The organism is Streptococcus castoreus DSM 17536 (genome assembly GCF_000425025.1).
Classification (GTDB): Bacteria; Bacillota; Bacilli; order Lactobacillales; family Streptococcaceae; genus Streptococcus; species Streptococcus castoreus.
Genome location: NZ_AUKZ01000021.1, coordinates 1 through 13,965, shown reverse-complemented (window position 1 = coordinate 13,965; position 13,965 = coordinate 1). Strand labels below are relative to the sequence as shown.

Here is a 13,965-nt window from a genome sequence, read left to right as displayed (position 1 = left end):
AAAAGACCAGTTTCCACTTAAGGGGAAACTGGTCTTTTCAGTCTTTTTAACAAACTCAATTAACGCAACAATGTTTAACCAAACAAGGAACATCTTGTCCTAAACGCTTGCTTTTTGATGACACTTTTAATAATCTAAAGCATCTGCATACCCTTTTCCATTTCCTACAAAATAGCCTGTTTTACAGTTCAATGAAAAAAGATAGGTACCATCTGGTTTAAACATATTATAATAGCCATTGCCATTAATAATATTAACCGGTTCCAAAATATATTGATTCCCCGAAATGTAACCTCTCGCTTGTGAGGTCGCAACAATCTTCTCAAGGACACCTGGATTGAAAGTCCAAGATGGGTTGCCACTATCTGCAATGACTCCCTGATTGTAAGGAACACGTGATAGGTTTCTTTGTAACAGTGATGAATCGTAAGTCGTAATGCCATAAATAGATAACGGTGAAACTGTAGTGCTTGGTGTTTGAGTAGCTTGTGAAGCAGGTGCCTGTTGTACAGCCGCCTGCTCGCTAGCCACTCTGGTAGCTTCAGCTTTGGTCGCTAATTGCTGGCGCCCATCCGTAATACTTGATTGTATGAGAGAATCAAGATCAGCATTTCCTGTTGTTACGGTTGTACTTGCCAAGTCATCAAAATTAGCATTGGCCTTCACTTCAGCTGCAACCTTTTCTCCGTTGACAATGACATCAGAAACAAATTTACCATTAACAGCTGCAATGGCAGTAATCGCTTTCTTCAAAGCATCAACCTTTTCTTTTGCCTTATCATAATAAGCAGAGCCTTTTAATGCTTTTAGGGTCGCTTCCAACTCTGATAGTTTAGCAAACTCACTATTTTTTAGCTTGCTTTTTGCAGTATCTGCAAAAAAATCTGCATATTGTTTTTCAAAAGCTTTAGATTTGGCTTTCAATTGACTTGATTTATCCGAACTGGCTGTTTTAGATGACGTTGTTGTTTTTGTCGTTTTAGCTGACTCTGGTTTCAAATAAATCAAACCCAGAATCACGGTAGGAACCACTAGCAATAATGTCAGCAACCCCACAAGCAATCTTGTTTTCTTTTTAGGCTTAAGTTCCGCTAACCTTTGATCCGTCGAGAAATACTCTCTAGTTGGCTCTAGTTGAGCAGTTTCTGGTTCTGAAGTAACCTCCTCAATAGAAACTCCCACAGGAACCATCGTTTCAACTGGAACACTTGCTGTGACCGCAACAGCTTCCTCCATAGGAGACCATTCTTCCTGAACCGCCTCAACCAAAGGTTCATCAAGTTCACGCTCAAGTAAACTTGATTCAGCATCAACAAGACCAGATTTACTAAGCTCTTCCCTTTGTTTTTTAATAAAATTATCTAAACTAGCTGTGTCCAATTCTACATATTTAGCATCAAATTTTTGAGAAGAAACTTCATCACGATGTTGCTTAATATATTTATCTAAGATACTGTCATCTTCGGTGATACCTGCTTTTATTTCCGAATCTTTTCGGACCGCCTCACCAATTGTCATGTTCTTAGCTTCATTGAGACCTAGTGTTTGTGATTCTTTTGCTACTTCAACTTCTTTGCTTTCTTCTGACACACTTTTTACCTCTCTATATCAGATGTCGCTTTACCCTTTCCCCATAAAATTGGTACAAATCAACTTTTAGGGTACCATTATAAAGTTTACGTTTTTTGTCGGCTTTTTGCCCATATTTCTTTTCAAAATCTTCGTCACTTGTTAGGATAAATTTGCTCCATGTTCTCAATGGCGCAAAAGTTTGTCCCATTTCATTATACAAGATGTCAACCGCTTTGTCATCAAGCAACCGTTCCCCATAAGGAGGATTGGACACAATAACCCCATTAATCTTGTCTGTACGGAAATCTTGAAGACGCATTTGTTTGAAGGTAATCACATTAGCCAGCCCTGCTTCTTCAGCATTACGTTTAGCAATCTCAATCATACGACCATCAACATCAAAACCTGAAATATCTAGTTCAGCATCGTAGCGCGCCTCTTTTTCAGCATCATCACGCCCCTTTTGAACCAATTCTTTATCAACCCAACTCCATTGCTCAAAAGCAAAGGAACGATTAAAACCAGGAGCAATATTCATTCCAATAAGGGCTGCTTCTATACAAAAAGTACCTGATCCACAAGTCGGATCAACCAAAGGTTTGTCTGGAAACCAATTAGATAGGCTAAGAATAGCTGCTGCCATATTTTCCTTAATCGGTGCCCCACCTTTTTGCACACGATAGCCGCGCTTAAATAAGCTATCTCCTGTTGTATCAATCATAATCGTCGCTTGATCTTTTAAAATAGATACTTCAATGTTAAATTCTGATCCAATTTCTTGAAGAGGAACCCCTTCTGGTCTGTGAAAATGCTTTTGCAATTTCTTGACAACAGCTTTTTTGGTAATGGCTTGAACACTTGGTTCATTATGTAATTTTGATTTAACACATTTGGCTTTTGAGATTGGAAATTTAGCTCCTAGCGGCAAATAATTTTCCCAATCCAAGGCAAAAACACCTTGGAACAATTCTTCAAAGGTTCTTGCTGGAAATCGCCCTACGATAATTTTAATACGATCAGCTGCTCGTAACCAAAGATTAGTTTTAATAATCGCTTCGAGTGTTCCATCAAAATAAACTTTCCCATTTTCGACCTGACAATCAAACCCTAACGTTCTGATTTCCTTGCCAACAACAGCTTCTAATCCTGCGGCAACTGTTGCTACTAATTTAAAATTTTCTTTCATCATTACTCTTTCTCTTTAACAATCAACAAAAGCTAGCCAAATGCTAGCTTAACCTATTATGCAATTTTCTATAAGCCATGTTTTGTTCCGGAAATAACTAGGTATCATTTCCTTCGATAATCATCTGTCTACCGTCTACTGACAGTCAGGATAGCTTGTTCGTTTCCAACTATCCCATGCCCCTACCAAAGTTTGGGTTGCTAGCTTGAGGGGTTTACCGCGTTCCATTTTTTACGTTTCCATAAAAACTACGTCACTGTGGCACTTTCAGAAGGACTTTGGCATATCCAAAAGACTTAGCCATTTTCTCCGCCGTAATGTGTCAAACACATCCCCAGACTTATTTGTTCGTCTGGCACAAACACTACTGGCATCACAGCCAGTGCTAGCATGGACTTTCCTCATAGTATTGAAATACCATGCGATTATCCAAAAATTGCACCACTTTAACTACTCAATAATTTGTTTCCCAAAAACCTCTTTTTCCAACTTGCTAATTCGCTTCAAAATATCAAAATTCGTAGCCGATTGAGCAACGCGTGTCGGTTGAGACGTCACTTGCGAGGATACTGTCATTGTATTTTTTGCTTGAAACTTAGCTTTTTTTAAGGCCTCGTTTTCAGCTTTTAAAATTTCAATCTGTGCGTTGAAACTTTCATAATCTTTGATAACATTGTCAAGAAATTCATCTACCTCTTTCTTATCAAAGCCCCTCATGCTGGTCTTAAATTCTTGTTCAAAAATGTCTTTTGGACTATAAATAATACTTGTCATTCTATACTCTCCGAACGGTCAATCTTTTTTAACATCACATATCAATATCACTATTAATGATACAGAAAAATAATTTAAAAAGCAAGTATTTAAATACCAATGTTTATTAAGAATACATTACTATTCTTCTAAAGCCTCATTTAGACGGTCAAAAGTCAAAAAAGACAAATCGTAGTGAGGCAGTTCTTTCATTTTGTTTACCAAATAACTAAGATTAGTTTTATGCTCGCTATCGTATAAAAGATAAGCACCTTCTGTATTAGCCAATAAAAAACGATAATAGTGGTTAAATTGCTGAGGAGTTTCATAGTCTGAAAAACTGTATTTAACAAAGTCAACAGCTTTAAATTGACTTAACACCTCTTGGTTAGCTTCATTCCAATTGTGACCATGGGTTTCAAAAGGAAAAATAGTTGCTATTTTTAAAGAATAATCTGCTTTCAACTCATTCAAAACTTCTAATGCCCATTGTTCAAAACCTAGATTCCCCATAAAGACAAACCATTCTACACCATTTTCTATATAAGTGATTAAGTCTCTACGAATAGCCTTTTGAATGATAGGAATCTTCTGATCTTTTTGACTAAAAATTCCTAATTCAAACCCCCGATAACCCGTTATTAGAATCGCAGTCATGTCCTCTTATCCTTATCCTGTATTTCATGTGTGTAACTCTTATACTGCTATTTTTAAAATTTGTAAATCAATTATTTCTATAACCTATTTTATAAGGGCTATCTCCTACATGTCCACTTGTAAAGGTAAACTGTTTCAAACAATAATAGCAAAATGTTGGCATTTTCTAAATTTCCCCCTTAAACAGTTGACGGACTTACCGCTCCTTATTTCCTATAAAAGAAAGAAATCTGTCATTCCAGCGATTTGACCTTTCTTATAGTTTGTCTTTCAAAAAAATATGTTATAATAAAAATGCTTAAATTTTAGCATTAAGTAATGACGTTAGGAGAATAATGGTCAACTACCCTCATAATCTTATTCGGCAAAAAGCAAGTCCTATTCAAAAGCAAACAAATCAAAAAATGGTGGATTTTGCCAACCGTGGCATGTCCTTTGAAACAGCTATTAATGCCACAAATGATTATTATTTGTCTCGACAAATTGCTGTCATTCACAAAAAAACAACCCCTATTCAAATTGTAAAGGTAGATTATCCCAAACGAAGTCGTGCTAAGATTGTTGAAGCCTACTTTAGACAGGCTTCAACAACTGACTATTCTGGAGTCTACAAGGGGCACTATATTGATTTTGAAGCAAAAGAAACCAAACAAAAGACTGCTATGCCTATGAAGAACTTTCATCTACATCAGATTAAACATATGGCAGCCGTTTTGGAGCAAGAGGGAATTTGTTTTGTCCTACTTCACTTTTCGACACTTAAGGAAACCTATTACTTACCTGCCAAAGCACTCATTGATTTTTATCAGATTGATAAGGGAAATAAATCAATGCCCCTTGATTATATCAGAAAAAATGGCTTTGAGATAGTTATTGGCGCTTTTCCACAAGTCCCATATTTAGATATTATAGAACAAAATATTTTAGGCGGTGATTACAATTAAAAATCCAAAAATCCTTAAATGGTTAAAATATGCACTCAGTGCTATTATTAGTCTGATTATCTTTATTATTCTTATCGGCGGTCTTTTATTTGCCTTTTATATTAGCGGCGCTCCCAAACTTTCTGAGACACAACTAAAATCAACAAATTCAAGTTTAGTTTACGATGGGAACAATAAACTTATCGCTGACTTAGGATCTGAAAAACGTGAAAATGTAACTGCTGATAGTATTCCTATTAATCTGGTCAATGCAATCACCTCTATCGAGGATAAACGTTTCTTCAATCACCGCGGGGTAGACCTTTATCGTATTTTTGGTGCAGTCTTTCATAATTTAACCAATAAAACGACTCAGGGAGGCTCAACTCTTGATCAACAATTGATTAAATTAGCTTACTTTTCAACCAATGAATCCGACCAGACCTTAAAACGTAAAGCACAAGAAGTTTGGTTAGCACTTCAAATGGAACGTAAATACACCAAACAGGAAATCTTAACTTTTTACATTAACAAAGTTTACATGGGAAATGGTAACTATGGAATGCTCACAGCTGCTAAAGCATACTATGGCAAAGACCTCAAGGATCTATCCTACGCCCAGTTAGCCTTATTAGCTGGCATTCCACAAGCTCCAAGTCAATATGATCCTTATACACAGCCCGAAGCTGCTAAAAATCGACGTAATGTGGTTCTGCAACAAATGTATCTGGAAAAAAATATTACCAAAGCTGAATACAAAACTGCGCTTGCCACTCCTGTTACTGATGGATTACAACCTCTTCAGAAACGTTCCACTTATCCAAAATACATGGATAACTATTTGAAACAAGTTATTGAACAAGTTAAGAGAGAGACCAACAAAGACATTTTCACTTCTGGCTTAAAAGTATACACCAATATCATCCCAGAAGCCCAACAAACTCTCTATAATATTTACAATTCTGAAAATTATATCTCCTATCCTGATCCGAATTTCCAAGTGGCTTCGACCATCGTTAATGTTACTAATGGTCGTGTTATTGCCCAACTAGGTGGTCGTCACCAAGACGAGAATGTTTCCTTTGGTACCAATCAGGCTGTTTTAACTGACCGTGACTGGGGATCTACAATGAAACCTATCACGGCCTATGCACCGGCTATTGAATCTGGTGCTTATACTTCGACAGCTCAATCAACAAATGACTCTGTTTATTATTGGCCAGGAACAACAACGCAGTTATTCAACTGGGACCACAGATACAATGGCTGGATGACCATCCAATCAGCCATTATGCTCTCTCGTAACGTTCCTGCTGTTAGGGCTCTTGAAGCTGCTGGGCTTGACTATGCCCGTTCTTTCTTAAATAGTTTAGGAATTAGTTATCCCGAAATGAATTACTCAAATGCGATCTCGAGTAACAACAGTAGTTCAGAAACAAAATATGGTGCTAGTAGCGAAAAAATGGCTACCGCTTATGCTGCTTTTGCTAATGGTGGCATTTATTATAAACCTCAGTACATTAACAAAATTGAATTTAGTGATGGAACAAGTAAAGTATTTGAGGACAAGGGCAAACGTGCCATGAAAGAAACAACAGCATACATGATGACTGATATGCTCAAAACAGTTCTCACTTATGGTACAGGTACTGCTGCTGCTATTCCTGGTGTTGCTCAAGCTGGAAAAACCGGTACATCCAACTACACTGATGAAGAATTAGCTAAAATTGGTGAAAAATATGGTCTCTATCCAAACTATGTTGGTACCTTAGCACCGGATGAAAACTTCGTTGGTTTTACCAATAAATATGCAATGGCCGTCTGGACAGGTTACAAAGACCGAATGACACCAGTTTATGGCTATGGTTTGGAAATTGCAGCTGCTGTTTACCGTAACATGATGACTTACTTAACCAATGGTTACAGTGAGGACTGGACAATGCCAAGTGGTCTTTATCGCAGTGGAGGGTTTCTTTATCTAAGTGGTACTCACTCAAGTAACAGTAACGACTACACAAATTCTGTCTACAATAACCTATATGGAAATAATAGCACAACAACTTCTTCTAGTCAGACAACTACTGATGAGAGCAACACTGCCAATGTTCCCAATTCTTCAACCAATACCGAAAACGGTACTAGTCATTCTACCACAGAAGATAAAAAAACAAATCATTGACACATAAAGCCGTTTGAAAGTTCTCAAACGGCTTTTATTTTTTTAGAAAATGCTGTGTTGCACCATATACCAAGCAGTGGTGTCTACACAATAGCATAAGAAAAGTTAAAGATTAGTTCCTACTCAATTTGAATAATTAGCTAAGGCTCCCATTGGATCCCATGGTGCAAGCACTTGTGGTTTTGCCTCGTAAGCTGCTAATTCATCCACTGTTAAGAATTCTTTACGGACAACAATTTGATAAGTGTACTCATCCATCCAAGCATCTGAGGCAACAAAATAGCCCTTGTCACCAACCTTATCACCCCACGAGTTTTCAACTTTCCATTTTAGTGGTCTTCCAGTCTCATCTAAATCCACACCAGTTAAAACCATAGCATGGGTCATTAGACTCTCACCATAATCTAAACGACCTGATTTATCTTGACTCAACTTAATATCCATACTTGCTTCAAAATCGTAAGTATTTGTTGCAAGAATGCCCTTTTGACGATCTGAAGCTTGACCAACATCCGAACCAAACCAAACAGATTCACCTGCCTGCATTTGCTGAATAGCAAGTTCCTTAAAACGCTCCATATCAAGGTTTAAGTAACGCACATCACGACTACCAACCACATTACCTAGCATCTCAACAGTATAAGATTTACCATAAGGTTTATCAGCAGTTGGAGCATTAATCACTGAAACGTAATCGGATAATCTTAAATTAACAAATTTTTCATAAAAAGTTTGTGGTGTCAATTCTTTCTCGAGATGATATTGGGCATCCTTATCACGATAAGCAAAGTCAAATTGACGTGGCGGTAAACCAAGTGTCATAGCTAAAAAGTTAAAAATTTCTTGAAGAAGCTCTGTTTTTCTTGTCTTTATTTGCTGTTCATCGGCTCCTGAAGCAATTAAGTCACGAAGAATTTGGGCATCCTGGCGCAATAATTTATTCAAATATTGGTTTAACTCGCGACTATTACTTGATGAAATGGATTCTGGATAAACTGATTTTGGAACAACACCATATTTTTCAAACAAGGAAACAACCATATCCCATTGGCCGCCATCTTGCTGTGGAACATCTAAAAGAAATTTCACTTTACGACTGGTTAAGGCTTGGTCCGCAGTTGCAATAACCTGTTCCATAAACCAATTAGCCTTTTCATATTTATCCCAAAAGAAAGTGTGGGCTTGAGATAATTCAAAATTTTCCAGTTTAAACTCTGAAATCAACTTATGACGAAAAGTGTTTAAAGCAGCAAACATCCAACATCGACCTGATGCTTTCTGATTAGAAACCTTATCCTTAGTTAAATCAATTGAAAAAACAAAAGCGTTCTCAATCTCGCTTTGTCTAGTCTCTAATGACTTTAACAATCCATTATGTGTTATCGCATTCTCAATAGCTGAGAATTTAACATTGGCCTCATAGTTGGCATATAATTGTTCTGTGAATGTCTCTGTTAAACCTGACATTATTGTCCTCCTAAAATATTAAAATAAGCTTCACCTGAAATAATATTGGCAAGATGGTTAACATCCGTCCATTTTATTCTAAAGGATTACTTCTATTATAGACCTTATTTAATTTTCTTCAAGAAAAAAGTTAGGCTAACCTAACTTTTTGTTTCTATTTAATTTTTGACAATTTAACTCTTATTTCCAAAAATCATCAAAAATGGTAATTGGCAAGTGACGCTTGTGTTGCCCGCTACGCCACCAACTTTCAATGATTACTTGTGCTTCTTTTGAAACGGATTTACCTTCTAAATAATCATCAATATCTTGGTAACTGACCCCTAGAGCAGCTTCGTCAGCCAATCCTGGTTTTTGATCTTCTAAATCAGCAGTCGGAACTTTGTCATAAAGTGCTGGATCAGCCTCTAATGCCTTTAAAAGTGCTTTCCCTTGGCGTTTATTTAATCTGAAAAGAGGCAAAATATCCGCACCACCGTCACCAAATTTCGTAAAGAAGCCTGTAATATTTTCCGCTGCATGATCCGTTCCAATCACCACACCAGCCATTTGACCTGCAATGGCATACTGACTAATCATGCGTTGACGCGCCTTAATATTACCTTTATTGAAATCAGAAACATCAATACCGGCTAGGATCAAAGTTTCTACTTGGCTATCTACAGCTGACTTGATATTCACCGTTACGGATTGATCTGGTTTAATAAAGGCTAAAGCCTTTTGAGCATCAACTTCATCTGCTTGAACTCCGTAAGGGAGACGCACTGCTACAAACTGATAAGCCTGGTCACCTGTTTCATCCCTTAATTCTGCAATAGCTAATTGTGCCAATTTACCTGCAAGACTAGAATCCTGCCCTCCTGAAATTCCTAAAACATAAGTTTTCAAAAAAGGATGTTTGTACAAATAAGCCTTTAGAAAATCAATGGTTCTGCGAATTTCTTCTTGCGGATCAATGATAGCTTTTACACCTAACTGGCGAATAATTTCCTCTTGTAGGGTCATTTCATTCTCCCCTCCCATGAGATTCTTTACGAATTTTATCAATTAGAGTCATCTTATTTTGCCAAACATCAAGGGCTAAATCAACGGGATAATCTTGCGGATTTAAAACACGTTTGTATTCATCCCACAGCTTGTTGAATTCTTTTTGAGCGTAGGCTTTAATCTCAGTTAAACTTGGCAATTGGTAAACCAAAGTTCCTTTATCAAAAATATCAACCAATAAAGGGACAGCCTCAAAATCTTTAACCGTTTTCTTAATATAGGTATAAATTGGGTGGAACATCTCAATCTCAGTCAATTTAGTCACGTCAGTATCTGCAAAAGTGATATAATCCCCTTCTGACTTACCTTTCTCATGACTAGTAATACGCCAAACTTGCTTTTTACCTGGTGTCGATACTTTTTCAGCATTGTTTGATAACTTAATCGTATCACGCATGGTACCATCTTCTTGCTCAATGGATACAATTTTATAAACTGCCCCTAAAGCAGGCTGATCATAGGCTGTAATCAGTTTCGTACCAACTCCCCAAACATCAATTTTTGCTTTTTGCATTTTCAAATTAAGGATTGTATTTTCATCTAAGTCATTAGATGCATAAATTTTGGCTTGGGTAAAACCAGCATCATCAAGCTGTTGGCGAACTTTTTTAGATAGGTAAGCTAGGTCTCCAGAATCCAAACGAACACCTAAGAAATGAATCTTGTCACCCATTTCTTTAGCCACTTGAATAGCTGTTGGCACACCAACTCTAAGCGTGTCATAAGTATCCACAAGAAAGACACAGTCTTTATGAGTTTTAGCGTAAGCCATGAAAGCATCATAATCATTCCCATAGGTTTGAACAAGAGCATGAGCATGCGTTCCTGAAACTGGAATGTCAAACAGTTTTCCTGCTCTAACATTGCTAGTTGCATCCGCTCCCCCAATTATAGCAGCCCGGGTCCCCCAAATAGCTGCGTCTAACTCTTGAGCACGGCGAGTCCCAAATTCCAAAAGTGGCTCATCTTCAATGACTGAACGAATACGTGCTGCTTTTGTTGCAATAAGGGTTTGGAAGTTAATAATGTTAAGAAGTGCTGTTTCAATTAGTTGACATTGCCCAAGAGGTCCCTCAACTTGAACAATTGGTTCATTAGCAAAAACCAGATCCCCTTCTCTCGCAGAACGAATGGTTAACTCCAAACATAACCCTTTTAAGTAAGTCAAAAAATCCTCACTATAGCCAGAATCTCTTAAATAAGCCAAATCTGTTTCAGAAAATTGTAATTGATTGAGATACTCTACCAGTCGTTGCAAACCAGCAAAGACAGCATACCCATTATTAAAAGGCTCCTTACGGAAATAAACCTCAAAAACGGCCTTACGATTGTGAATACCTTGTTCAAAATAAACCTGCATCATATTAATCTGATATAAATCAGTATGGAGTGATAAACTATCATCTTTATACATAAAGGAAACTCCTTTGAATTAATGGTACTATTATAACATATTTTATTAAGACCACTATAGCTGGGATTCGGAAATCTCCAAGTAGTCCGTTAGTCACAAAAGACACCAAATAGACACTCCTGATAAAAATCAAGGCAGATAACACAACTTTGTCAGTAGAATAAGACTCTTACCACGACAAACACATGAAGAAAAAATTATCATGGTTTTTCTAAAAAGGGAAACGATGTTCTGAAATACAGAAAAACTCTTTGACTTTTCAGAAAGCATCATTTTCTAGTTAACATTTTAGGAAGAAAACTATTTTGACAACTTTATATGTTCACAATTAAATGGAAATTTAAACTTGCAATAGCTTTTTGCTGTTTTCATTATTTTTTCAATAAAAGATTTTCTTCGTGCGTTTGTCATAACTCTTATTAATCTGTATAACAATAAAAAGGATAAAATAAGTTGAATATGCTGATAATTGTGAAAATAAAATAACTAATTATTTCTTGTTCAATCATTCAACAGGGAACTTAAAGAAGTCAAAATTGGAACCTATTATAGCCACTAAAAATTGGTCATTTATTGTATGTTAGAGGAGCCACTTGACAAACCAATAAGATACCTGTTTTATTTAGTGGAAATTTTGTCAAAGCATGTAGGACGAGCAACCTCATATATTGAAAATGGAATCACTAAAACAAGAAAATATCCAAAACAAAGAGGTAATATCGGACAGTTTTTGGAATTGATGTCAGTAAAACAAATTCAAAAGTAACTATCCTAATCAACAATGAAAAAATTCACGGCTACACAATGCCATGGACTTCACAAAATTACTTGACGATTTGAAAATGTTCTCAATCCTGAAATCATCTTTAAGCTTTTCTGGTGAAAAACAATGTTTATTCACGCCTTAACCGTCTGGAGAACAATAAGTAATTGGATAAGTTACATATGCGTAAAACAAATAAGATTGACATTGAAAAACTAGCAGCATCACAATTTGTACTCAATCGTAAATCTGCATTTATTCAGAAATAAAACTATCAAAACCTACATGATTTGAACCACTTCTATCAGAATCTGACAAAAGATATTATCCATATCATGAATCATTCTGCACAAGATTTTACAAGTAACCTTAGCTGGAGAAGATCTTGTCAACCCCAACCAGAGGATTCACCGCAACCTTTCCAAGTAAGAAACTTGTGTTGTGTTTAAAAACAAGTGAATTGAAGAAAATCATGCACTATTTCACCTCAAAACGTATCTCTGATAATTGAGTAGCTTATTCGGTTGAAAAACCTGTGAAACTAGCTAAACAATCCTATTTCGCAATTAAGAAAATCTCTCCAATTATTGAAAAAGGTAGATACTATGTTAAGGAATTACAAAGACTAGCAACACGTAGACAAGCTGTCCTAGACCAAATAGTGCAACACACTCAGCCTTTTCCAGAATACCAGATACTTCTTTTCTATCCCTAATATCGCTGAAACAACGGTCACAAATATTATTAGTGAACCCGATAATATCCACCATTTTCAGTCTACCAGACAAATCAATGCTTTTCTCAAACACTATGAATCTGCTACCATTCAAATATATACCGAACAATACTAACATCAAAAACCAAAAAGGACTGTTCACAATTTCCTCTATCACCCCTCCAGAAAATCCTTAAAGTACGGACGAATCTTCCTAAGCAAAGACCGACGCCCCTTAAACCGTTCTCCCCTCACCAACGCTTGAAACTGGGTCCGCTCCCCATCATCCAACTCCATTTCTATACCTTCTATCATCTCTCGATAAGCCACATAATCATCCAACCACAAACCAGCTGAAGGAATCGCATGGGCCACATCACCAATCTCTTCATATGCCAACTTATGAAACTGCCGTTTCTGACTTTCCTGCTGACGCAAAACATCTTTCAAGTAAGAGGAAAATTTGGTTTTGAAATAGCGATACAAACGTTCCTCATCCTCTAACAATTCCGGGTACTGCGCCAACAACTTGACCAAGATCAGATGCCCTTCTTGCAGCCAATCGTCTCTATCCCATAACTGTATAAAATAATGACGTTTCAATTTCAAAATAATTGGTTTTACCTTTTCAAATGCCTTTCCTCTCTCTAGTGTCATTTCTGTTCTCCTTTTCTTCATGGTAGTCTTATTATAAAGAGAACTTCAAAAAAGCAACAGGACATTTCTGTCCTATTGCTACTCCTATTATTATGCACCCTAGAGGAGTCGAACCTCTAACCGCCTGATTCGTAGTCAGGTACTCTATCCAGTTGAGCTAAGGGTGCTCTATTACTATACCCATCCTACCATAATTTGCTCAAAAATGCAAAAAAGATAGGAAAAACTCCTACCTTTAACAACTCCGCCAGTAGGACTCGAACCTACGACATCATGATTAACAGTCATGCGCTACTACCAACTGAGCTATGGCGGATTAAAGCTAAGCGACTACCGTATCTCACAAGGGGCAACCCCCAACTACTTCAGGCGTTCTAGGGCTTAACTACTGTGTTCGGCATGGGTACAGGTGTATCTCCTAGGCTATCGTCACTTAACTATCATTCCCCCCTACTCTCACATAAGGGCTCTCCACTCAAAATTGAATACCTATATTCTAACAAGAATCCTCTTCTATTGTCAATAACTTTTTTCGGATAAGTCCTCGAGCTATTAGTATTAGTCCGCTTCATGTATCGCTACACTTCCACTCCTAACCTATCTACCTGTTCTTCTCTCAGGGCTCTTACTGA

At 37.0% G+C, this 13,965-nt stretch carries 10 protein-coding genes, 2 tRNA genes, 2 rRNA genes and 1 other RNA gene; 2 read left to right on the top strand and 13 right to left on the bottom strand.

The genetic code is table 11. From position 1 onward, the window contains the following. Positions 1 to 126: 126 nt before the first annotated feature. From H346_RS0106585 to H346_RS0106565, 5 genes are all read right to left on the bottom strand, one after another. A complete protein-coding gene (locus tag H346_RS0106585; RefSeq protein WP_027970382.1) occupies positions 127 to 1,590 on the bottom strand; it encodes a cell division site-positioning protein MapZ family protein in 1,464 nt (487 codons plus the stop codon). A gap of 13 nt (positions 1,591 to 1,603) precedes the next feature. Next, positions 1,604 to 2,758, bottom strand: a complete 1,155-nt coding sequence (locus tag H346_RS0106580; protein WP_027970381.1) for a THUMP domain-containing class I SAM-dependent RNA methyltransferase — start codon at positions 2,756 to 2,758, stop codon at positions 1,604 to 1,606. Positions 2,759 to 2,824: 66 nt separating this feature from the next. After that, an RNA gene (gene rnpB / locus H346_RS10280) (RNase P RNA component class B) lies at positions 2,825 to 3,195 on the bottom strand. A 13-nt stretch (positions 3,196 to 3,208) separates the two neighbouring features. Further along, positions 3,209 to 3,532 carry a cell division regulator GpsB gene (gpsB, locus tag H346_RS0106570; RefSeq protein WP_027970380.1) on the bottom strand — a complete coding sequence of 108 codons (324 nt, stop codon included), beginning with the start codon at positions 3,530 to 3,532 and terminating at the stop codon, positions 3,209 to 3,211. Between the two features lie 120 nt (positions 3,533 to 3,652). Continuing rightward, positions 3,653 to 4,168 (bottom strand): SLOG family protein, encoded by a 516-nt coding sequence (locus H346_RS0106565; protein ID WP_027970379.1) that lies wholly within the window; start codon positions 4,166 to 4,168, stop codon positions 3,653 to 3,655. Between the two features lie 335 nt (positions 4,169 to 4,503). Between H346_RS0106565 and recU the strand changes: the two genes are divergently transcribed. Both recU and pbp1a read left to right on the top strand, forming a co-directional pair. Beyond that, positions 4,504 to 5,112: a Holliday junction resolvase RecU gene (gene recU, locus H346_RS0106560; RefSeq protein ID WP_027970378.1), complete on the top strand. Its 609-nt coding sequence runs from the start codon at positions 4,504 to 4,506 to the stop codon at positions 5,110 to 5,112. Continuing rightward, positions 5,099 to 7,270, top strand: coding sequence for a penicillin-binding protein PBP1A (gene pbp1a / locus H346_RS0106555; protein ID WP_027970377.1), 2,172 nt, complete (start codon positions 5,099 to 5,101; stop codon positions 7,268 to 7,270). Before recU ends, pbp1a begins: the two co-directional genes overlap by 14 nt. Before the next feature lie 123 nt (positions 7,271 to 7,393). Here pbp1a and pepC read toward each other — a convergent pair whose 3' ends face one another. The 8 genes from pepC to H346_RS0106510 all read right to left on the bottom strand — a co-directional run. Further along, on the bottom strand, positions 7,394 to 8,737 hold the full coding sequence (pepC, locus tag H346_RS0106550) for an aminopeptidase C (RefSeq protein ID WP_027970376.1): 1,344 nt from the start codon (positions 8,735 to 8,737) through the stop codon (positions 7,394 to 7,396). Between the two features lie 180 nt (positions 8,738 to 8,917). Continuing rightward, positions 8,918 to 9,742: an ammonia-dependent NAD(+) synthetase gene (nadE, locus tag H346_RS0106545; RefSeq protein ID WP_027970375.1), complete on the bottom strand. Its 825-nt coding sequence runs from the start codon at positions 9,740 to 9,742 to the stop codon at positions 8,918 to 8,920. A 1-nt stretch (position 9,743) separates the two neighbouring features. After that, positions 9,744 to 11,198, bottom strand: a complete 1,455-nt coding sequence (locus tag H346_RS0106540; RefSeq protein WP_027970374.1) for a nicotinate phosphoribosyltransferase — start codon at positions 11,196 to 11,198, stop codon at positions 9,744 to 9,746. 1,652 nt (positions 11,199 to 12,850) lie between these two features. Next, positions 12,851 to 13,333, bottom strand: a complete 483-nt coding sequence (locus H346_RS0106530) for a hypothetical protein (protein WP_027969251.1) — start codon at positions 13,331 to 13,333, stop codon at positions 12,851 to 12,853. A gap of 93 nt (positions 13,334 to 13,426) precedes the next feature. Beyond that, positions 13,427 to 13,500: transfer RNA gene (locus tag H346_RS0106525), tRNA-Arg, on the bottom strand. Positions 13,501 to 13,575: 75 nt separating this feature from the next. Beyond that, a tRNA-Asn gene (locus H346_RS0106520) sits at positions 13,576 to 13,649 on the bottom strand. 5 nt (positions 13,650 to 13,654) lie between these two features. Further along, positions 13,655 to 13,770: ribosomal RNA gene (gene rrf / locus H346_RS0106515) — 5S ribosomal RNA — on the bottom strand. A 95-nt stretch (positions 13,771 to 13,865) separates the two neighbouring features. Further along, a 23S ribosomal RNA gene (locus H346_RS0106510) occupies positions 13,866 to 13,965 on the bottom strand; the annotation flags it as partial.

Bases quoted from the DNA above. Each gene is read 5' to 3' on its own strand.
- H346_RS0106580 (WP_027970381.1), bottom strand. From the start codon at position 2,758: ATGAAAGAAAATTTTAAATTAGTAGCAACAGTTGCCGCAGGATTAGAA.
- gpsB (WP_027970380.1), bottom strand. From the start codon at position 3,532: ATGACAAGTATTATTTATAGTCCAAAAGACATTTTTGAACAAGAATTT.
- H346_RS0106565 (WP_027970379.1), bottom strand. From the start codon at position 4,168: ATGACTGCGATTCTAATAACGGGTTATCGGGGGTTTGAATTAGGAATT.
- recU (WP_027970378.1), top strand. From the start codon at position 4,504: ATGGTCAACTACCCTCATAATCTTATTCGGCAAAAAGCAAGTCCTATT.
- pepC (WP_027970376.1), bottom strand. From the start codon at position 8,737: ATGTCAGGTTTAACAGAGACATTCACAGAACAATTATATGCCAACTAT.
- nadE (WP_027970375.1), bottom strand. From the start codon at position 9,742: ATGACCCTACAAGAGGAAATTATTCGCCAGTTAGGTGTAAAAGCTATC.
- H346_RS0106540 (WP_027970374.1), bottom strand. From the start codon at position 11,198: ATGTATAAAGATGATAGTTTATCACTCCATACTGATTTATATCAGATT.
- H346_RS0106530 (WP_027969251.1), bottom strand. From the start codon at position 13,333: ATGACACTAGAGAGAGGAAAGGCATTTGAAAAGGTAAAACCAATTATT.